Here is a 21,478-nt window from a genome sequence, read left to right as displayed (position 1 = left end):
TAAAATTATTCTAATATTTCTTTAGCAGGTTCAATAAATTGATCTTTAAAGTAAGAATATTTATCCATTAAAGGTTGTTTTAAATCGCTATATTTAGGCGCAGCTAATAAATTATTGATTTTTTCTAATGTTTCAGCATTGTTTTCAGAATCTTTTTCTAGTTCTAATTTTTTAGCCTCTAGTTGATTTCTAACGTTTTCAACTTCTTTTTGATAAGTATCGTTAAATATAGATACTGCTTCATTAAAGTATTTAGCATTTAATGAACTAATATTATGTTCAGCAATTTCGTCAACTTGTTCTGAGGTTCAAGGAATACCTGAGAAGTATTTAAAAATATCAAAACTAAATTCAAATTTAATACCATTTTGTTCAGCCACAGTCGAATTAGTTTTATCATTTTTCGTGACTGAATTAAATCAGTTATCTTTGTTTTTTAAATATGCTTCATAAGCCTCGGGTGATAAAAAGTTTTGTAATTCAACATCCTCACTGTAAACATCTTTATCACTCGCGTTATCTTCTTTTTCAACAAATTGTAAGTAATTACCGTCTTCGTTTGGATCGCTTTCAATATTAACATTTGAAGGATTTAAAATTTTATTATATAGTTGTGCATATTGGAAATAAGGATACAAGGTTCAATAAGCTTGTTCTGCTGTTACGTAAACAGGGAATAATTCATCATAAGTAGGTACATAATCTAAATTAGGAGAAAATAAGGTTTTATCAGAATCGGGAATTACTCAACCGTTTTCTTCAGTATATTCTTCTAGAGGGGTTTCATTTATGCTTTGTAAACTTAAATTATCTTGATCAGGTGATTCTCCATCAAGGGCATAATATCCGAATGTTTTATGCATCATTTGTAATCAAATATTATTAGGAATGACACCACGTGAAGCGGAAATAAATTTAGCTCCATCATTTAAACTTTTTAATAAATGTTTTCTTAAAACCCTAGTAGTTTCATAAATAACTGATAGGTATTTGTCTTCAACTTCTTTTTGAGTTACACCAGGAATTTTTGGATCTGATCAATCGGTAATGTCGATTTTATATGATTCGTCAACGGCCTTATTAAAGTCTTCGGCATTATCAGAGTGTAAAGTAGATTGCTGTGATTTATTATCAAAATATTTTGATGCTATATCAGCAATTTCATCTTTAATACCTTGGTTATCTCAACCCATTAAATCACTTTGAATAAATGAAGAGTTTTCTTCTCCTGAATTAGCTTTTTGATTGTTATATAAATCCAAGCCTTCTCATCCATTATAGAAATTGCTGGTAGTATTACTTACGTTTTCGTTAAAGTCGTTAACAAATTCAGTAACTTTTTCTTTAACTTTTTCCGTTGCTTTTTCAATTTCTTCTTCAGTAGCATTTGGATTATTTAAAACTTCATCTAATTCTTTTTTAGCTTTATCAATATCTGGGAATTTAGAAGTGTCATAAGCGTCCAAAATAGTATCAGCTACTTTTTCGGTATCCATTGCTTCTTCTTGAACTTCGGTGTAATATTCTTTTGGTTCGAAATTATTTAAAGCATCTACAATTTCTTTTAATTTAGTATTATCAACATCGTCTGCTTGGGCTGATTTAATAAGATCTTCTAGCACTTCTTTATTTTTTTCTTTATTTCTATCACTTAATTTAGAATTTTCAATTTTGGCGCTGGCTTTTTCTGCTAAATCTTTTGTTTCTCTTAACAAATCAGAGTTTTTATAAGAATTGTCAAAAGCTTTATTTAAATCATCTAGGGCTTTCTTTAAATCTTCGATAGAAGTGTCTGGCTTATTAAATTTGTCTAAAGCTTCTTGACGAGCTTGTTCTAATTCTTCTTTGTATTTTTGATTTTCATAGCCTACAACTTCATTTTGTTTCGGTCTAAATTGATCTTCTAATTCATTACGTTTAGTAATATAATCTTCGAATTCTTTCAGTGAATCGATTACTTCTTGAATTTTATCATTATCAGCTTGTGGGTCTAAGCCTGGGGTAAGAATATTGTTTACCTTTTCAGTATAATTATCTTTCAGTTCTTTAGGTAAATATGCATTATCATTAACTTTTTGTTTAATATCATCTGCTTTTGAGTTTTCTTCTCTTAATAAAGCATCATTTTTCTTAGCATTATCAATAGCTTTTTGATAATCATTAATAGCTTTTTCTAAATCAGCTAATGAAGATTCTTTATCAGCAAATTTATTTTCTGCGTTATTTTTAGCTTGATATAACTCACTTTGATATTTATCATTTGGATGAAGTGAACTATTTTTTAAATCATTAAATTTATTTTCTAAATCACGACGTTTAGTATTAAAGTCTTCAACTTCTTTCATTTGAGCTCTTAATTTTTCTTCTTGCTCTTTTACGTCGTTTAAATCAATTTCTTCGCCATTTTTACCTGATGTCATCTCAAAAGCCTTCTTGATTTCATCAGCTAATTTATTAGCCATATCAGTTGGCACTTTTTCTGTGTTTGTAATTTCGGCATATTGAGCTAGATTTTCTAAAATGTTTTGTTCACTAACGAAATTTGCAGCTTTATCTTTAGCTGCCTTCAATTTATCATATATATTTTTAACGGCTTCTTTATCCGGTGATTTAATGTAGTTTTTAGCTTCATTTACAAGATTCATTAATTCTTCTAAATCTTTATATTCCGCCATGTAATAGTCTTTTTGATTAGCTATTAATTCTTGGGTTTCATTAATTAATTTAATTAATTCTTTGTTAAGTACATCAGATGGCTTATTAGGCTCAACCGGTTTTTTAACAACTAATGGGAACATCGTATGAATTGCTGTAACTACAGATAAAACACCCACTAACAATGCTTTTTGTTTTCTATTTCATCTGGGCATAATTTTTATTATATATAAAAATGACATTTTAAGATGCAATTTAATAGATATAAAGGTGAAAAAAATATGTTTTTTCACATAAAAATGCCGATTTTGTTATTTTATTTGTATTTTAACTCATATATATATATATATATGAAACCAGAAAATAAAAAGCAGCAAAATTTGCTGCTTTAAGACTTTTACTAATTATCTTTTAAAAGTTCATTAGCTTTGCTAATAAAGCTATCGTTAAAATAAGAATATTTATCCATTAATGGTTTGTTAACTTCTTCGTATTTTGGTGTTTCTAATAGACTATTAATCTTTGCTAATGTTTCACTATTATTTGTTGAATCTTTTTCTAATTCTGCTTTTTTAGTTTCAAGTTTTTCTCTAATTTCTTCTACTTGTTTTTGGTATAAATCATTAAACATAATTACTGCTTCGTTAAAGTATTTAACGTTTAATGAACTAATATTGTTTTTGGCAAGTGCTGCTGATTGAGAAGATGAAAATGGATAATTAATAAAGAATTTAAAAATATCAAAATTAAATTCAAACTTGCTTCCGTTTTCTTCAACTGGTTTATTTTGATCTTTGTAATTTGAGTCTTGTTGTGAAGGATCAAATCAACTACCTTGATTTTTTAAAAATGCTTTATAGGCATCTTCACTTAAAAATTCACTTAAATCCATATCTTTGCTATAAATGTCTTTGTCAACATTTGCATTATCCATTTTTTCAAAAATCATGTTATAGTTTTCGTCGTCTTCTTCGTCTTCTCTAAATAAAGAAACAATTGAAGGATTTAAAATTTCATTGTTTAAATAAGCATATTGGAAATATGGATAAAGCGTTCAATAAATCTTAGAAGAATCTTCAACAAAAAGTGGGTAATCTTCATTATAAGTTGGCATATAAGCTCAATTAGGAGTAAATAGCTGTTTTTCATCAGTTGGAACAAATCAACCGTTTTCAGTCGCATATTCGTCTATTTGAGTTTCATCAATAGTCTTTAAACTTGAATTTTCATCTTCAAGTTTGCCATCTTTAGCATAATAACCAAAAGTTTTGTTCATCATTTGCAATCAAATATTATTAGGTAGTATATAACGTGAAGCAGAAATAAATTTAGCTCCGTCAGTTAAACTTTTTAATATATGACCTCTTAAAACTCTGGTTGTTTCATAAATAACTGATAAATATTTATTACGAACTTCTTCTTGACTAATACCAGGAATATTAGGTTTAGATCAATCAGAAATATCAATCTTATAAAGATTATCGACTTTGTTTTTGAAATCATTTAAATTATCAGCAGTTAAAGTGGATTCTTGTTCTTCGTTATCAAAATATTGTTTAGAAATATTAGCAATTTCTTCTTTAATATCAGTATTATTTCAACCCATTAAATCATCTTTAATAAATGAAGCATTTTGACCATCACTATTAGCTTTTTCATTGTTATATAAATCTAAATTTTCTCAACCGTTATAAAAATTAGAAGTTGTATTTGTTACTTCATTGTTAAATGCATTAACAAATTCAGTTACTTTTTCTTTAACTTTATTGGTTGCTTTTTTAATATCTTCTTGAGTTGAATTAGGATTATTTAAAATATTTTCTAATTCATTATTTGCTTTTTTAATATCGGGATAAGCAGAAGTATCGTAATGTCTTGTAATGTCATAAGATGTATCTAAAACAGCATTTGCTTCTATTTCGGCTTCTGATTCATATTTTTTAATTTCAAATTTATATAAAGCTTGATCAATTTTTTCTAAGGTATCATTATCGCGATTACCGTTTAAAGAAGCTTGTACTAAATTATTAAGTGCTTCGTAATTTTTTTGTTTACTATAATCGTTTAAATTAGAATTTTCGATTTTATGTTTGATGTCATTTACGAATTGCTTTTGTCTTTCTAATAAATCAGAATTATGTTCGGCATTAGAGTATGCATCGGAAACTTGGATATAAACTCAATCTAAATATTCAAGTGAACTTTCTCTTGAAGCAAATGCTTCGGCTGCTTCTTTTTTGGCTTTTCTTAATAAATTTAAATATTTCTCGTTAACGCTTGTTGATATAGGTTCGTTTAAAAAATAATCTTGGTAAGATTTTTCTCGTCTTGTTCTTTCTTTAATAAAGTCATAATAAATTTCAAGTTGTTTTTTAATTTCATCTTCTTGATTTAAAAGATCTGGTTTATCGACTCGTTTACCTTTACCAGATACCATATCATTAGCCACCGGTAAAATTTTATCAGTAAGTAAATGAGTTATACTGCTTGGTATTTTATTATTAGCAATTACATCTTTAGCTTTATTTATTAATTCTTTTAAAACTAATTGTTCACTGACAAAAGAAGAAGCTTCATCTTTGGCTGCTTTTAATTTATCATATATGTTTTTAACCGCTTCTTTATCAGGAGAATAAATAAACTTGTTAGCTTCTTTTAATAAACTGTTTAAGTTTTTTAAATCTTTGTAATTTGCAATATTATTTTTGTTATCTTGTAATAAACTTTTGGTTTCATTAATTAAATCGATCAATTCTTTATTAATAACTGTTGGAGGTTTTACTGGTTCGATTGGTTTTTTAGTAACAAAGGGAAACATTGTACTGATTCCAGTAACCACAGAAAGCACTCCGATTAATAAAGCTTTAGGTTTTCTATTAAACTTAGCCATAATTTGTTATTATATAACAAACAAATAAAAATGCCTTTAACTGGTTGTTAAATGCATGGATTTTTTTGTTATTTGACATAAAAAATAGATTTTTTAACTATTTATTAATAAAATAGGCTTATTTTAAGAATAAATTTAATTTAAACTGCCATTTTATTTTTAACAATTTCAATCGCTTTTTCGGTTGGGAATAATAAAGCAATTTTTAAATAACGATGGTATCAACTATCTTTCTTTTCGTCGTTATATAGTTCGTAAGCTTTTTTAAGTTCAATGTTTAAATTTTGTGCCGCTGCTACTAAATGCATATCACGATCTAGATAATATTGATCTTTTTGCATATCAAAGTAATCTTGTTTTGCTAATTTAGGATCGCAATAAACATAAAATGGACGGAAAAAATGATTTTCTTTAACAAATAAAATTAAGCTGTTTTCATCATTATTGCCAGCTAAAAAATTGTATAGGTTTTTTAATAAGGTTAAATAAACTTGGCTTGCATAATAATTATTTTCTTCATTATTTAAATCTCATTTAAAGTAATTATCTTGTTTTTGATATTCTTCTTCAAAAACTTCTTCAGTGGTCATAAAAAATTCATGAGGTTTAAAATATACGCCGTTAAAATTTGCTTTGTCATATTCACTAAAATTAGTGATATATTCACTTAGTAATATTTCACCTTCATGTTTTATTTTAGAAAGCTTAATATAAATACTAAATTCAATTGTTCTTAAAACAGGTAATAAATAATAATCATTTTCTAAATGAGTTAAAGGTATTAATGCTCGATTACAAATCATAAAAACTCCTTATTAAAAAACCACAAGACACGACACTTCTCGATATGGCTGCTATATCTCTATCCTGACCAAGTTACAAGGTTGTCATTCTCATGGCTTATTTATTATAACATATCGAAATCTTGTTTAGTATTTTTAATCTTTTAATTACTGATTGTATGAGTATATAATATTAATAATATTATTGGAGGAGATATGAATCTAAAAGAAGAAAAAGTTTATGTTTTTAGCTACGGAACTTTGCAAGATCCCTTATTTTATGAAAACATCTTTGGTAAAGAAGTTAATAAAATGCCAGCAATCTTAAATGGTTATACTTTATGTGTTGATGACTCACAATACTTTTTATTAAAAAAAGACACAGCCCAACAAGTAGAAGGAACTGTTTTTGAAATTAATTTAGAACAATTATTTGCCGTTGATAGATGAGAAATGTTTCCATCATATCAAAGATTTACTGCTAACGTTTTATTGACCGAAAAAGGCGAAATTTTAGAAAACGTGATAGTTTATACCAAATTAGAAGAAGGAAAAGTTTATCAAGTCGATAAAAAAGATCGTCATTTATTATCTGGCAATCCAGCAGCTAATGAAAATAATTTAAAATCATTTGTTGAAATGGAAAAGATTTTTGCTAATAATCCTTTAAGAGATAATATTTTACTTTATGAAGCATCTGCCCAAGATTTAGCTTATGTTGCTAGTCTAACTCATCCTTATTATGCTTTAATAATTGATGATAAAGAAAATAAAGTATTTTCAGTAGCTCAATACGCTTTAATGATTTTACAAATTCAAAATAAACAATATATTGGAGCGGTTTCATTTGGACAAAAAAATGGTTGAGACGCCGCAACTTACGCTCTTTTATTTGAAAATAAAATTCCTAATGCTAAACCAAACATTACTTGAAAAGCTTTAAACAATCAAAATAAAGCCGATTTTATAAATCAACTAAAACCTAAATATTATTTAACTTTTAGATATGATCCTGAATTAAAACAAGCTAAATTAGGTCAAAATAATAATGCTTTAGAATTAGTAGCTAACGATTTTAACATTGACCCATTTGCAAGAATGAATAGCTTAATTAAAGCTTTCGATGATACCAAAAATTTAAAAGCCTAATTTATATTAGGTTTTTTATATAATTTAAAAATCATGATTAGTAAAGATTTAATTAAAGATGTGCCTAATAAACCAGGCGTTTATTTATGGAAAAATAAAGATAATCAAATTATCTATATTGGTAAAGCTAAAAACCTAAAAAATCGGATGAGCCAGTATTTCGATAAGAAGATGTTTAATTCTTATAAAACCCCGCAAATGTTAGAAAACATCACTTCATTTGAAACTATCATTACCCAATCCGAAAGAGAAGCTTTAATTGAAGAAAGAAAACTAATTAATAAGCATAAACCTTTCTATAATGTTTTAATTCCTACTCAAAGTTCTTTTCCTTATATTCGCATTAAACCAGATATTAAAGAGCTTAAAATCGAAATAGTTAATCAATATAAAACTAAAAAAGACGCCATATATTATGGACCACTTCCCAATAATAAAGACTTTAAACCGCTTATTATTTACCTTAAACATCTTTTGTTGTCAAAAGATGGCATTTTAATCAAAAATCAAAGCAAAGAATTTATTAAAGAAAAATTTGAAGAAGCTAAAAAAATTATGAAATTTGGTTTAATCTTTAAAAAAGATTTAGAAGCTAAAATAGAAAAAGCTAATAAAGCCTTATTTTTTGAGCAAGCTAAGTTTTATCATTCAATATTAGATCTTTTAAATTACAACAAACAAGAACAAAATATTTTTATTAATAGTAATAAATCAATTGATGTATTTGCTTTTTATCAAGTTGATGAATTTATGTTAATTCATATTTTAAATTATCGTGATGGAGCTCTAATTAATCAAAGAGACATAACTTTAAAAATAAAAACTTTTGATGAATTTTTTATTGAAGAATTTTTAGATCAATTTTACGAAACAAACCCAGAAGTAGATCAAATTATTTTAGATAATAAATATGATTTTTTAAATTTTGATTTTAGAGAAAACATTGTTTTTGCTAATAATACTTTTGAAAAAAGTTTGATTGCAAAAGCTTATGATAATGCTAAAAATAATGAAGCTATAAAGTTAGAAAAATTTAAAGATAAATATAACAAAACTATTTTAGTTAACGAAAATTTAGCAGCTATTTTAGGTATTAATACTAATCGAATTGTAATGTTTGATAATTCTTTTTTAAAAGGGACAAAAGAAATAATTGGTGGTGCTGTTTATTTTGAAAATGGTTTACCAAATAAAAAATATTATCGTTATTACAATTTAAACTTTGAAATGTCTAGATATGCTGATGTGGAATTTATTTATCATAGTGCTTTAAATTATTTAAAAGAAAATAGTGCAATAATTGATCTTATTATTTGTGATGGTGGAGAACAACAAATTAAAGAAGTAAATAAAGTTTTAACTCAATTAAAGCTAAATATTGCTTTATACGGTTTAGTTAAAGACGATCGCCATGAAACAAAATATTTAATGGATAACGATGGTAATGTTATACAAATTAAAGATCAAGATGTCTTTAATTATTTAGCTTATATTCAAACGGAAGCTGATCGCTTTGCTAGAAGTAAATATCTTAAAAAACATCAACAAAATATGCTTAATAACCCCTTATTAAAAATTAAAGGAATCGGACCTAAAACATTAGATAAATTATTAAATCATTTTAAAACATATGAAAATATTATTAAAGCTAGCTTCGAAGAATTAAAAGAAGTAGCTAACGAAAAAGTCGCCGAATTAATTAAGCAAAATTTTTAAAATATTAATAAATAAAAAACCATAGGAATAAAACAATTTGGAAATGTTTATTTCTATGGTTTTAAATTTAAATTGACTAATTTAATTAGATATTGCTTTATTTTTTAAAAGTTTCTTTTTGTTTATTAATATTAATAAAGTTGTAAAGAAACCTATAATTGCTCCAGAAAAAATTACTAAATAAATAATAAAGCTAATTAAGGAACCTACTGAATGAGGTGTAATTAAGCTAAAAAATAAGTGTAAAACTATTGCTAAAAGGTTAAAGCCAAACATTACACTCACCATAACATTTGCTTTCTTTTTGCTGTAATTTTTTAAATTTATTTTATTTACATAAGCAAATGGTAAAAATGAAACTAATCAACTGTTTTTGTTCACTTTTAAAAATATAAAAATGAATAAGGAATTAATAAAAGCCATCAAAACAAATAAAATATAATCTCTTAAATAATATAAATCGTAAATAACTAAATGATCGGTATGTGGTTGGTTAGTTTCAATTTGATAACCCATTACATTTTGACCTGTTATAACTAATAAAAATATTGGCAGATATATCACCAAAGCTAAAAATAGCAATAAATAATTAGTTAATAAAAAATAACTTAAAAATTTTTTCATTGTTTTTCCCTTTAATTTCTAATTTAATCTTCAAATATATTTTCACTTTTATTATACGCTTTTTGATTTGCTTTTTTATGCGTCATTTTAAATAATAAAAAACTAGTGGTTTTTTAACACTAGTCTGATTCATAACTATTATTAGCATAAAATTCTTTTAATTTTTTACGTTTTTGAGGGTGTTTTAATTTTCTTAAAACCTTAGTTTCAAGTTGTCTAATTTTATCTTTACTAATACCCATTTCTTTTTCTAATTCATCTAAAGTATGAGGTTTATATTCGTTCCCTTTAAGATCACTAATACCAAATCTTTTTCTAATTAATAAACGATCTTCTTCTTCGGTTAACCCTTCTTCAATCATTTCGTTTAAAATCACACTTAATTCTTGATGTGAAGCATAATCAGTTGGGCTCATAATGCTTTCATCTTTAACGAAATCGGCAAATGATGAATTTTCTTCTTTACCAATGTTTTTATCCAATGAAATTGGGTCGATATTAATTTTTCGAATATGTCTTACTTTATCAGCAGTAAAATCTCCACCGTATTTAGCCGCTATTTCTTCGTCAGTTGGTTGATAACCTTTTTCTTGTTGCAATTCTCTTTCTATTTTTAAAATCTTATTAATAGTTTCAACCATGTGAACTGGAACCCTAACGGTTCTAGCTTGATCTGCTACTGCTCTTGTAATTGCTTGTCTTATTCATCAAGTTGCATAAGTTGAGAATTTAAAACCTTTGGTGTAATCATATTTAGAAACCGCCTTCATAATACCGGCGTTTCCTTCTGAAATAAGATCTATAAAACTTAATCCCCTATTTTTATATCTTTTTGCATTATTAATAACTAAACGAAGATTTCTTTTCACTAGCATATCACGAGCTTTTTTAAACTTATAATCATTGCCAGCTGCTTTAGCTTCTTCCATTTTAATAGCTAAATCTCTTTCTTCTTTTGGAGTTAAAAGTTTACCGTATTTACCAATTCATCTCATGTATCATTTAACGATGTCATTGGTTTCGGTTAATTTATTAGCTAAGGCATTATCTTCGGCAGAATATTCTCTGGTAGAAGATAATCTAATATCATTACTGTCATAATCTTTTAGAAGTGAATTAGCATCAAAAGCATCTTCTTTTTTCTTTGGTTTAACTTTGTGTTCGCTATATTCATCAAAGTCATCGTCATAATCCATGCCGTAGTATTCATCTTCTTCATCTTCATAACCATAGTCATGTTTATTAATCATGAAGTCGCTATCAGAATATTCGTCTAAATCTTCTTCACTTTCTTCGTCTTTTTTACGAATAGAACTATCGTCATAAACTTCTTCGACGTCAATTTCCTCGTCTTCGTCGATGTCTTCACCGTCTAACTCTTGTAATTTTGATTCGTCAAAACTTTCTTCTTCGTCAGTTTTTACTTCTTCTTCATCGTCATCACGATTTGAGATAATATCGTTTTCGTCAACTTCTTCGTTGTCCTCAGCATCCATTTCGTCTTGAATAACGCCGTCCGCTAGTAATTTTTCTAATAATGATTCGGCTTCCTCTTCGCCTACATATAGTTTTTTCTTATTTAATAAGGCAAAAACTTCATCTTGGGTAAAAGCGGCTTTATCTTTATTTTTTTTCTGCTGTTTTTTTAATTCTTCTTTTAGTTTTTCAACAACGATTTCAATTGAAGATTGCATATCTTTTAATTCTGATTTCATATTACACCTTTCTCTTAGTGAATAATTTTTTAGTGGTCAAACTATCATTTAGTTTATTTATTTGTTGATCGTATTGATCCTTATTATAACTGGTTTCAGCAATATCATTAATTTGGGCTATTAATTGCAAATATTCTTGTTTGATATTATTGCTTAATTTATGGTCATTTTCGATATATTTAATTCAATCTTGTTTATCAGTTAAGTTTTGATCTTTAATTAATTTAACTAGATAACAAATTAAATTTTTTAATTGACTTTGCGAACCATAATAATTAATTCTGCTAAAATTCTCAATTTTTCAATTTTTAACGAATTGAGGTTGCTGTAATGTTGTTTTAATTAATAAAGCAATAATTCTTGCTCTGCCAATTAAAGGCGGATTATTTTTTTTATATTTATTATTTTTAGGTTTAGGAAAATGATTGATATTTATTTGATAATCTTCTTCAATAAATGAAGGTTCTATTGTGTTTAAATCAATAGGATAATCATTTACATAATTTAAAGAAGATTTAGCTTTTTCTTTATTAACTTTAAAATTAGAAGAAGGGAAATTTGGTTTTACATAATTTTTAAATAATTCATCGCAAATTTCAGCGTTAAAAATTTTGTTTTCTAATAATTTATTTTTTAAAACCAATTGCAAATCAGTTTCTAAATAATAAACATATTCAAATAAGAATTGATATTGATTAATTTTTTCCGTATCGTTTAAATTTGAATTTTTAACTTCGACAAAATTATTTAATAAATAGGCAACTATATCAATTTTATTTTCAACGATGTTTTTTAAAGTTTTACCTTCGTCAAGGTTATAAAGTTCATCAGCATCTTTATCGGCTTTATTGATAATAAAATAAGGCTTTATATTTAATTGTTTACTTCAATATAAAATCTGTCTTAAATTTTTTTGTGTTGCTAATTTACCGGCTTTATCATTATCAAAAAATAAATTAATTTGACAGTTTTTTAATAATTCTAAATGTTGTTTAGAAAGCGAAGTGCCCATAGCTGCAACGGTATTTTTATAACCGGCTTTATACATTGCAATTACGTCAAACTGACCTTCAACTAAGTAAACTTCTTTTAAATTATTTATTTCAGCTTTTGCATTATAAAAATTAAATAAAACTTCATTTTTAACAAATACGCTTGTTTCCGCTGAATTTAAATATTTAGGCGTATCTTCGCTATTTAAGCTTCTTCCAGAAAAAGCTACTATATTGCCGTTCTTATCTTGAATTGGAAAAATAACACGATTATTAAAAAAGTTTTTTTGATTAGTAGTTATTAATGAAGCATTAGCGATTGCAAATTCATTTAAATTTTTGCCTTTTAAAAACTTATATAAATTAGTTTCTTTATCAGCAAACCCAATTTTAAATGCTTTAATTAATTCTTTATTTAACTTTCTTTTAATAACAAAGCTTTGTAAGTCTTTGTTATTTTTTATCTTAACTAATAGTTCATATTCAAATAAATCTAAAGCTGTTTTATTAACTTCATAAATATCTAAATGCTCTTGACTATCTTGTTTGGGTGATAATCTTTTTTCATACTGACTAATATCAATATTAAATTTATTGGCTATATATTTTAATGCATCGATTGCAGTTAAACTTTTTTGCAGTTCTACAAATTTAATCGCATTGCCACTTTTACCACAACCAAAACATTTAAAGATTTGCTTTTCAGGTGAAACAACAAATGAAGGTGTTTTCTCACCATGAAAAGGGCAGCAAGCCTTAAAGTTTTTGCCTTGTTTTATCAAAGGTAGTGATTCGGCGATAACGCTTATAATATCCATCTTCGATAAAACTAGTTCTCAAACATTTTCTTCCATTTAATTCCTTAAATTATTTTTTAAATCTTTTTAAATAATTTTCAACTTCTGAGACATGGATTCTTTCTTGTTCCATTGTATCTCTATTTCTGATTGTTACTGTTTGATTTTCTAAAGTTTCAAAATCAATTGTTAAAGCAAAAGGTGTTCCAATCGCGTCTTGACGACGATATCTTTTTCCAATTGAACCACTTTCATCATAAATTATTCTAATGTTAGTTTCGTTTTGCAATTGACGATAAATCGCTTTAGCTTCTTCGCTTAATTTTTTCATTAAAGGAAATACTGCTAATTGATAAGGAGCAATATTGTAATCTAGTTTAAGTACAACTCTTTCGTCGTTTTCTAATTTTTCAACTTCGTAAGCATCAATTAATAAAGCTAATGTTAATCTATCTAATCCAATTGAAGGTTCAATTACATAAGGAATAACTTTTGATCCATCATCTCTTACGTATTCTAAACTTTCGCCAGAATGTTTCATGTGTTGACTTAAATCATAGTCTCCACGGTTAGCAATTCCTAAAAGTTCTCCTCAACCAAATGGGAATAAATATTCAATATCGGATGTGCCTTTTGAATAATGACTTAATTCTTCTTGTTCGTGAGCTCTAATTCTAATGTTTTCTTCTTTTAAACCTAAAAGTTTGACAAAGTTAGCACATTTATTTATTCAATATTGATAAAACTTATCACTATCTTCAGCTTCACAGAAGTATTCCAATTCCATTTGTTCGAATTCTCTGGTTCTAAAAATAAAATCTCTTGGAGTTATTTCATTTCTAAAGCTTTTTCCAATTTGTCCGATACCAAAGGGAAGTTTAGCTCTTGTGGTACGATAAACATTTTTAAAGTTAATAAAAATACCTTGGGCTGTTTCTGGTCTTAAAAAAGTTTGTGAAGCAGTAGTATCCATCGCTCCCATTTGAGTTTTAAACATTAGGTTAAATGGTCTAATGGTATTTCATTCACATTTAGTTCCGTCGTATTCTTTAACTCTTTCTTTGATAATGCTTTCTAATTGTTCGAAAGTAGCTTTTTCCACATTTATTTCTGGGAATAAATCTTTAACAATGTGATCAGCTCTATAACGTTTTTTATTAACGTTGTTTTCAATTAAATAATCAGCAAAGTTTTCAAGGTGACCGCTTGCTCTTCATACCATTGGGTTCATGATAATTTTTGAATCAATTTGAAAATTGCCTTCTTTGTTAATAAATTCTCTAACTCAAGCTGTTTTAATACTTTGCATTAAATTAACGGTTAATGGTCCATAATCTCAAGTATTAATAACTCCGCCATAAATTTCTGAATTTTGATAAACAAAGCCGCTAGTTTTTAAATGATTTATTATTTCTTGAATGTTTTTATCTAGATTACTCATCAAATGACCTCTTTATATACAAAATTAATGCTAAAATTTTAACACAAAAACAGCTATTTTTAATATATATTAAAAACAAGATAATTTATAAACTTAAAAAATAGCAAAATAATTATTTGTTTTTATCAAGATAAAAATATTTTCTTAATTTAAATTTATTTTAAAAAATAACTTAATTTGCAATGTTTTTTAAATTTAATCATTAAAAATAATAAAACTAATTTAAATAAAATTGCTTGTTTCTTTTTAAAACTACTTATTCTCTTATTTTTATTTTTAAATATTTGCTTTTATTTAAATAAAAGCGATATTTTTTCTTTTGTTATAATTCTAATATGTTTAATTTCTTACAAAATCGCATGCAAAAAGCGATGCAAAAAATGTCAAAAAAAGTTTCTATTCAAGAAGAAGATATTTTAGAAACTTTACGTGAAGTTAAGTTAGCATTGTTGGAGGCCGATGTTAATTTAGATGTCGTTAAATCTTTTACTAAACAAGTTAAAGCTAAAGCTCTTGAAAGTCAAGTTATCGGAAAACTTAATAAAGAACAAACTTTTATTAAGATTTTTAAAGATGAACTTACCGCTATTTTAGGTCAAAAAACTTGTGAAGTTAAACTTAATAATATACCAACCAAAATTATGATGGTTGGACTTCAAGGTTCTGGTAAAACTACAACCTCAGCTAAGCTTTCAGTTTATTTTAAACGTAAAGGCATAGCTAAAAACCCGCTTTTAGTTGGGGATGATATTTACCGTCCTGCCGCAAGAGAACAATTAGAACAATTAGCTAAACAAACCCAAACTAATTTCTTTACCAAAACAGGCAATGATGCGATTGATATCGCTAAAAGTGCTATTGAATATAGTAAAGAAAATCATAATGATTTAATTATTATCGATACAGCTGGACGTTTAGCGATAGATGAGCAATTAATGGACGAACTTAAAAATATTAAAAAATATATTAAACCAGATTATATCTTTTTAGTAGTTGATGCCATGAGTGGACAAGACGTAATTAATACTGCTAAAAAATTTAACGAAGATTTAGGGCTAGACGGAACTATTATTACTAAATTAGATTCCGACGCTAGAGGTGGAGCCGCTTTATCTATTACTCATTTATTAGGCGTTCCTATTACTTTTATTGGTACCGGAGAAAAAATTAGTGGTTTAGAAATTTTTCACCCTGATAGGATGGCAGAAAGAATTTTGGGTATGGGAGATGTTTTAACCCTAATCGAAAAAGCTGCCGAAGAAGTCGATGAAAAAACCGTTAAAAAAATCGGATATAAAATGTTAACCGGTAAATTTGATTTAACCGATTTAATGAACAGTTTAGCCCAAATTAAAAAACTTGGTAAGATGAAGGCTATTTTAAGAATGATTCCTGGTTTAAGCGACAAAATTGATGATCAAAAAATTGAAGAAGCCGAACATAAATTTAAAATTTATACTTACTTAATTGATTCAATGACTAACTATGAAAAGAAAAATCCAAAAGTGCTAAAAAACGCTAAAAGAAAAGAAAGAATTTTAAAAGGTTCAGGACGTTCAGCTCGTGAATTTAACATGTTAGTTACTGACTTTGAAAGAATGACTAAACAAATGAAAGAAATGGCTGCCGGAAATTTAAAAATGCCAGGTGGTTTAGATCCACTTAAAGGATAATAAAAAATCGCGAATTCAACTTAATTTAAGTTAAAATTCGTGATTTTTATATTTTATTTTTTTTGATAATAGCTTTTATTTTTAAAACTTCTTTAAGGATTTTTAAAGCCACGCCAATCCCTGAATTTAAACCTAAAATATTAATTCATTTAAATGAAGATTTTTTAGGTATTTTTTTATTAACGATTCAATCGTATAAAGATACATTTTTAAACTTGTCTAGAATTTTAATAAAAAGATTATTGACAAACTTAGTATTAACTCTTAATAAGCTTAAAATCTTAGTTATGGAACTTTTTACTTGTTTATAATCCCTTACTTCTAAACTTTGCATTCTAATTGTCGATATAATCGTTTTATAAATAAATTCGCTAGTTTTTTCGATTTGATTTTCATTACTTAATTCAACAAAAATCTTGTCAAAATTGTAAATAAAATTATATTTATTTTCAACGATAATCAATTTTCATAACTCATCAAAGTTATTTAATTTAGAATACTTATTAGCATAGTTGACAATACTATCAAAGATAAAGTTTAAAAACTCTGAAAAGCTTGAAAGTGAAGATAAATATTGTCTAATACTATTTTTACTATCATCATTTTTAAAGCCAAATAAGAAATTTAAAAGTGAGGTATTTAAAGCATCACTAACAAAAGCATTAAATATTTTTTTAATTAATTCTTTGTTTTTTTCGATGATTCCGGCTGAGAAAAATTGTTTAAAGACGCTATAAATTAAATCTTGGTTATTTTTAATAATTTCATGTCAAGCAGTTTTAACATTTTTAAAATCGATATACCCGTTTTTAAGTTTAATATCTCGCAATTTATTTTGCAAGATAAATAAAATTTTGTTTAATCTACCATTTTTTAAAAACGTTAAAAATACTTCTTTGCTATGAATATCATTAGTTAAAAAATCAATAATTAAATTAATAGATTCATATTGTTCGGGTGCATTATCAAACTTTTTAACTAAATATTTTTTAGCAATAATATAAGCATTATATTTACCATATCGAACAAAAAGATTAATAATATCACTTATGTTTAAATAAGGGCTTAATTGGTTGTTATAAGCTAATTCAAAGCTATCGCTAATTAAAATATTACGATTTAAATTGTTGCCGTAAACTCTTTCAAACAAAAGTTTATTATTGTTATTTTTAAATATTTTATTATGAGATAAAACGTCTTTTTGTCAATATTCAAAATCTAAAATATAAGCTTTTTTAAGATGGATATCTTGCTTAATTAAATTAAGATCATCTTGATCTAAACTTAGCTTCGTATACAAATCAAAAGCGATTTTTTTATAACCTTTTTCACAAGGGAAAACTCCCATAGAGTTTTCAAATAAATATTCAGCTTTATCAGCTCAATATTTTTCATCATAAACATCGACATATTCAACATCTGAATGTTTAGCAACTTGTTTTTGAATAAAATTAACAGTTTTAAAAATATATTTAAATAAATCAAATTTAATTACGTCATGACGATATAAAAAAGAATTAAAAATATTTTTATAATCTTGCATTATCATTGGATAGCCAACAATAATAATTTTGGCTTGATTATTTAATTGTTTTATCTCTTTAATTAAATTTAAATATTTTTCAATTATTGTATGAGAGGCAAAATCAATTTGTTCGCAAATAGTTTTAATTGTTTGCTCTTTAAAATCAGCAGACATTTTACGAAGAGAAAAAATTAAACCATTAGGTAAGGAAGTATAAACTTCTTCAAGACTCAAACTAATTGTAATTAGATTAGCTTCTTTTAAGGTTTTTTGATAAATTGAAAAATCATTTTTTTCAATCGCTCAATTATTAAAAATATTACTAAAATAATTTTGAAACACATTATGTGAATCTCAATCAATGGATTGAATTAAATCTAACTTATTAGAAAGTTTTTTAAGCTCGGCTTTTGAATTTTTCACAAGAGCTTCAGTTAGTTCGATATTACCACTTGGTAAAGATAAATTGTAATATGAATTAAGTTGATTATTATTAAGCTTTAATAAACGAGCAAAAAAATCAGGATAACCTAAACCATTAATATTGCCATTAATTAATTTTGAATTAGTATTAAAACCAATTTTACTATTAAATCCAGATGCATAAAGATCACCAATAGCAACGTAATTGATTGGTTCTTCAATTAAATTTTCTTTATGTTTAACAGCGTAAAATCTATCTAAATCTTCAAATGTTCTAGGCATTTTCTACCTCTAGATGATCATAAATAACATTATCCATATTTTTAAAATAACTAATCAATTGATTGATAGCTTTATTAGTATCGTAAACATTATTTTTAAGTAATAAATTACGATCCGTTGCATATTTTTGGATATTGTTTAAAATATCTATTTCTTCAAAAGCAGGTTGCAAGCCTAAACTAATTAAACGTTCAGGATAATAAGTAGAAACTAATTTATAAATTTCTTGAATTAGTTCGTTTTGATTAATTGCTTCTTGACGCACAGAACCTACAATTGCAAGTTTAGCCCCAACTAAATCATTTTCAATTTTCGGCATTAAAAGACCAGGAGTGTCTAATAATAAATAATTCTTGCATTTAATTCATTGTTCTGATCTAGTAATTCCGGCAATCGAGCCTACTTTGGCTACTTTTGATTTAGCCATTAAATTAATAAAAGTACTTTTACCAACGTTAGGAACCCCTAAAACAACACATTTTAATGAAGGAGTAAGTTTGCCTTTCGCTTCGTTTTTCTTTTTGAGATCTAAAAATGCTTTGTTTAGGGCTTGATTGATTTTGTTATAAGCTTTATTTGATTTTAAATTAGTAATAATTGTATGACCTTTATCTTTATAAAGATCGACAAATTTTTCTAATCTAGACATATCGGTTTTATCTGATTTATTAAAAATAAATAAAATATTTTTTTGATTAGCAATTTTATAAATTTCACTATTAAATGAAGATAAAGGTATTCTTGAATCTAAAATAATAATAAACAAATCAAACAGTTTTTGCTTTTCTTTTAAAAGCTTAAACTGTTTTGCCATATGGCCCGGAAATCAGTGAATCATATTAATCCTTCTTTAAAATAAAATCTTTGCCTTTTTGTACTTCATATTTAGATAAGTCTTGAAAACCAGTTTGTCTTAAAATCTCATATAAAACAATTGCTCCACAAACGGATAAATTCAAGCTACGACATTCTTTAACCATTGGTATTCTTAAACAGTTATCAATATTAGTTTGCATTATTCTTTTAGGTATACCGGTGCTTTCGGTTCCAAACATAATTCAAACCTCACCGCTATCTTTGGCTTCTTTTTGAAAATCAACTTCATCATAACCTTTTAATCCATAACGAGTAATGTAATAAATATTTTTATTACCGTATTTTTGATAAAAAGATTCATAACTATCATGAATTTCATGTTGAATTTCGCTTAAATAATGCCCTGCTCCACTTCTTTTTAGCCAATGTGGATGAATGTCAAAACCTGTTGGTTTTATAATGTGTAATTTAGCATTTCCTGCCATACAAGTTCTAATAATACTTGCGGTATTATGGCTTATTTCAGGTTGGTAAAATATAATGTTAATCATGTTTAAAATTTTACTATATTTAACTTTTTTAAAATAAAGTTATTTTAAAGATCCAATATAAAAAATGCCAGCATAATAAACTGGCATTTTGCTATATTATTTCGCTTACATCAGCAATGTATAAAAACTTTTCTGGATTAATTTCTAAAAATTCTCCTGATAAAATACGTTCAACTGAATCAATAGTTTTTTCTAAAGAAACAAATTGTGGTTTAGTTTGCATAAAGTTTGCCGCCATTGCAAAAGTTTGAGAAAAGAAATTTTGAAGTTGCATTGCTTTTTTAACTATTATTTTCGATTCTTTGTCAAGTTGATCAAAACCTAAAATTAAAATAATATCTTCTAATTCTTTATATTTTTGCAATACTTTTTTAGTTTCTACAATAGCGTTGTAATGTCTTTGTGAAATTATTTTGTTATTAACACTAGCTGAATTAGATAAAAGAGGATCAAAAGCAGGAAAAATATTTTTTGAAGCAATTTCACGAGATAAAAACATGGTTCCATCTAAGTGTTTAAAAGTTGCTACCGCCGAAGGATCAGAAAAGTCGTCCATTGGTAAAAACACGGTTTGAAATGAAGTAATAGAACCTTTGTCATTAGCGAAAATACGATCTTCTACAGCTGCGATGTCACTATTTAAAGTGGCTTGATATCCTCCGATAGAAGGTTTTTTATCCATCGAAGCACTTACTTCGTTTCCAGCTTGTAAATAACGATAAATGTTATCAATAAATAATAAAACATTTTCTTTTTCTACATCACGTAAATATTCAGCCGAAGTTATTCCAATAGGAACAATATTCATTCTTGCTCCGGCATTTTCGTTCATTTTTGCAATATACATAATCGAATTTTTCATCAAGTCAGATTCTGATAAATCTTGATAAAGTTCAACACCTTCTCTCGAACGTTCTCCGGCTCCGATAAAGATTGAAGAAGTTTTATCGTTTTGTTTTGAAAGGTTAAAAATTATTTCCTTCATTAAAACAGTTTTACCGACTCCGGCTCCCCCGAAAATACCAATTTTAGAACCTTCGATAATAGGAATAAAAAAATCAATTGCTTTAATTCCGGTTTCTAAAATTTTATTTTGGATTTTGTATTCTTTTTTGACGTTTATTGTTGAATTCATTTCAACTAAGGTGACTTTTTGTTTTTCATCAACTAAATTTTTACCAGTTATATCAAAAATATTGCCTTTTGCTTTTGATCCAACCGGAACCATGAAACTTTTTTGAGTATTTTTAACTTTGTCATTAACGCTTATTTGATTATTTGAAGTAATAATAACAGCCAATAAACTATTTTCATCATTAATCTTTTTAACTAAAAGAGTTGTTTTTTTATCTTCAATTTCTAAAACTGTGTCAATTTTTGGAAGCTCTTCATTAACAAAAGTAACTTCAACAACATCAGATCAAATTTTAGTTATTTTAGCTGCCAT

Annotated in this window: 14 protein-coding genes and 1 other RNA gene; 3 read left to right on the top strand and 12 right to left on the bottom strand. The window is 26.3% G+C overall.

Annotation, left to right across the window (positions count from 1 at the left end):
* Positions 1-5: 5 nt before the first annotated feature.
* The 4 genes from FJO69_RS07290 to ffs form a co-directional block, all read right to left on the bottom strand.
* Complete coding sequence (locus FJO69_RS07290) at positions 6-2,870, bottom strand: coiled-coil domain-containing protein (RefSeq protein WP_140781361.1); 2,865 nt, start codon at positions 2,868-2,870, stop codon at positions 6-8.
* Between the two features lie 185 nt (positions 2,871-3,055).
* On the bottom strand, positions 3,056-5,545 hold the full coding sequence (locus tag FJO69_RS07285; protein ID WP_140781359.1) for a hypothetical protein: 2,490 nt from the start codon (positions 5,543-5,545) through the stop codon (positions 3,056-3,058).
* 140 nt (positions 5,546-5,685) lie between these two features.
* The gene (locus tag FJO69_RS07280) at positions 5,686-6,348 is read right to left on the bottom strand and encodes a hypothetical protein (protein WP_140781357.1); all 663 of its coding nucleotides are present in this window, start codon (positions 6,346-6,348) and stop codon (positions 5,686-5,688) included.
* 11 nt (positions 6,349-6,359) lie between these two features.
* Positions 6,360-6,450, bottom strand: an RNA gene (gene ffs / locus FJO69_RS02105) — signal recognition particle sRNA small type.
* Positions 6,451-6,543: 93 nt separating this feature from the next.
* On the opposite strand from ffs, the gene FJO69_RS07275 reads away from it, so the two are divergent.
* Positions 6,544-7,476, top strand: a complete 933-nt coding sequence (locus tag FJO69_RS07275) for a gamma-glutamylcyclotransferase family protein (protein WP_140781355.1) — start codon at positions 6,544-6,546, stop codon at positions 7,474-7,476.
* A gap of 33 nt (positions 7,477-7,509) precedes the next feature.
* Positions 7,510-9,192, top strand: coding sequence for an excinuclease ABC subunit UvrC (gene uvrC / locus FJO69_RS02095; RefSeq protein WP_140781353.1), 1,683 nt, complete (start codon positions 7,510-7,512; stop codon positions 9,190-9,192).
* Positions 9,193-9,273: 81 nt separating this feature from the next.
* Here uvrC and FJO69_RS07270 read toward each other — a convergent pair whose 3' ends face one another.
* From FJO69_RS07270 to FJO69_RS07255, 4 genes are all read right to left on the bottom strand, one after another.
* On the bottom strand, positions 9,274-9,816 hold the full coding sequence (locus tag FJO69_RS07270) for a hypothetical protein (RefSeq protein WP_140781350.1): 543 nt from the start codon (positions 9,814-9,816) through the stop codon (positions 9,274-9,276).
* Between the two features lie 119 nt (positions 9,817-9,935).
* On the bottom strand, positions 9,936-11,531 hold the full coding sequence (locus FJO69_RS07265) for an RNA polymerase sigma factor (protein ID WP_277872281.1): 1,596 nt from the start codon (positions 11,529-11,531) through the stop codon (positions 9,936-9,938).
* 1 nt (position 11,532) lies between these two features.
* Positions 11,533-13,377 carry a DNA primase gene (dnaG, locus tag FJO69_RS07260; protein ID WP_140781348.1) on the bottom strand — a complete coding sequence of 615 codons (1,845 nt, stop codon included), beginning with the start codon at positions 13,375-13,377 and terminating at the stop codon, positions 11,533-11,535.
* 13 nt (positions 13,378-13,390) lie between these two features.
* Positions 13,391-14,761, bottom strand: coding sequence for a glycine--tRNA ligase (locus tag FJO69_RS07255; RefSeq protein WP_170177209.1), 1,371 nt, complete (start codon positions 14,759-14,761; stop codon positions 13,391-13,393).
* A gap of 335 nt (positions 14,762-15,096) precedes the next feature.
* On the opposite strand from FJO69_RS07255, the gene ffh reads away from it, so the two are divergent.
* On the top strand, positions 15,097-16,434 hold the full coding sequence (gene ffh / locus FJO69_RS02070) for a signal recognition particle protein (protein WP_140781344.1): 1,338 nt from the start codon (positions 15,097-15,099) through the stop codon (positions 16,432-16,434).
* A 46-nt stretch (positions 16,435-16,480) separates the two neighbouring features.
* Here ffh and FJO69_RS07250 read toward each other — a convergent pair whose 3' ends face one another.
* From FJO69_RS07250 to FJO69_RS02050, 4 genes are all read right to left on the bottom strand, one after another.
* A complete protein-coding gene (locus tag FJO69_RS07250; RefSeq protein WP_140781342.1) occupies positions 16,481-18,664 on the bottom strand; it encodes an SGNH/GDSL hydrolase family protein in 2,184 nt (727 codons plus the stop codon).
* Positions 18,657-19,478 (bottom strand): ribosome biogenesis GTPase YlqF, encoded by an 822-nt coding sequence (gene ylqF / locus FJO69_RS07245; RefSeq protein ID WP_277872280.1) that lies wholly within the window; start codon positions 19,476-19,478, stop codon positions 18,657-18,659. Before ylqF ends, FJO69_RS07250 begins: the two co-directional genes overlap by 8 nt.
* Before the next feature lie 25 nt (positions 19,479-19,503).
* Positions 19,504-20,031: a tRNA (cytidine(34)-2'-O)-methyltransferase gene (locus FJO69_RS02055; RefSeq protein ID WP_140781338.1), complete on the bottom strand. Its 528-nt coding sequence runs from the start codon at positions 20,029-20,031 to the stop codon at positions 19,504-19,506.
* A 91-nt stretch (positions 20,032-20,122) separates the two neighbouring features.
* Positions 20,123-21,478 (bottom strand): MSC_0618 family F1-like ATPase beta subunit, encoded by a 1,356-nt coding sequence (locus FJO69_RS02050; protein WP_140781337.1) that lies wholly within the window; start codon positions 21,476-21,478, stop codon positions 20,123-20,125.

It is taken from the genome of [Mycoplasma] falconis, from assembly GCF_006385795.1.
GTDB lineage: Bacteria > Bacillota_I > Bacilli_A > Mycoplasmatales > Metamycoplasmataceae > Metamycoplasma > Metamycoplasma falconis.
This window is presented reverse-complemented; position numbering and strand designations above follow the sequence as displayed.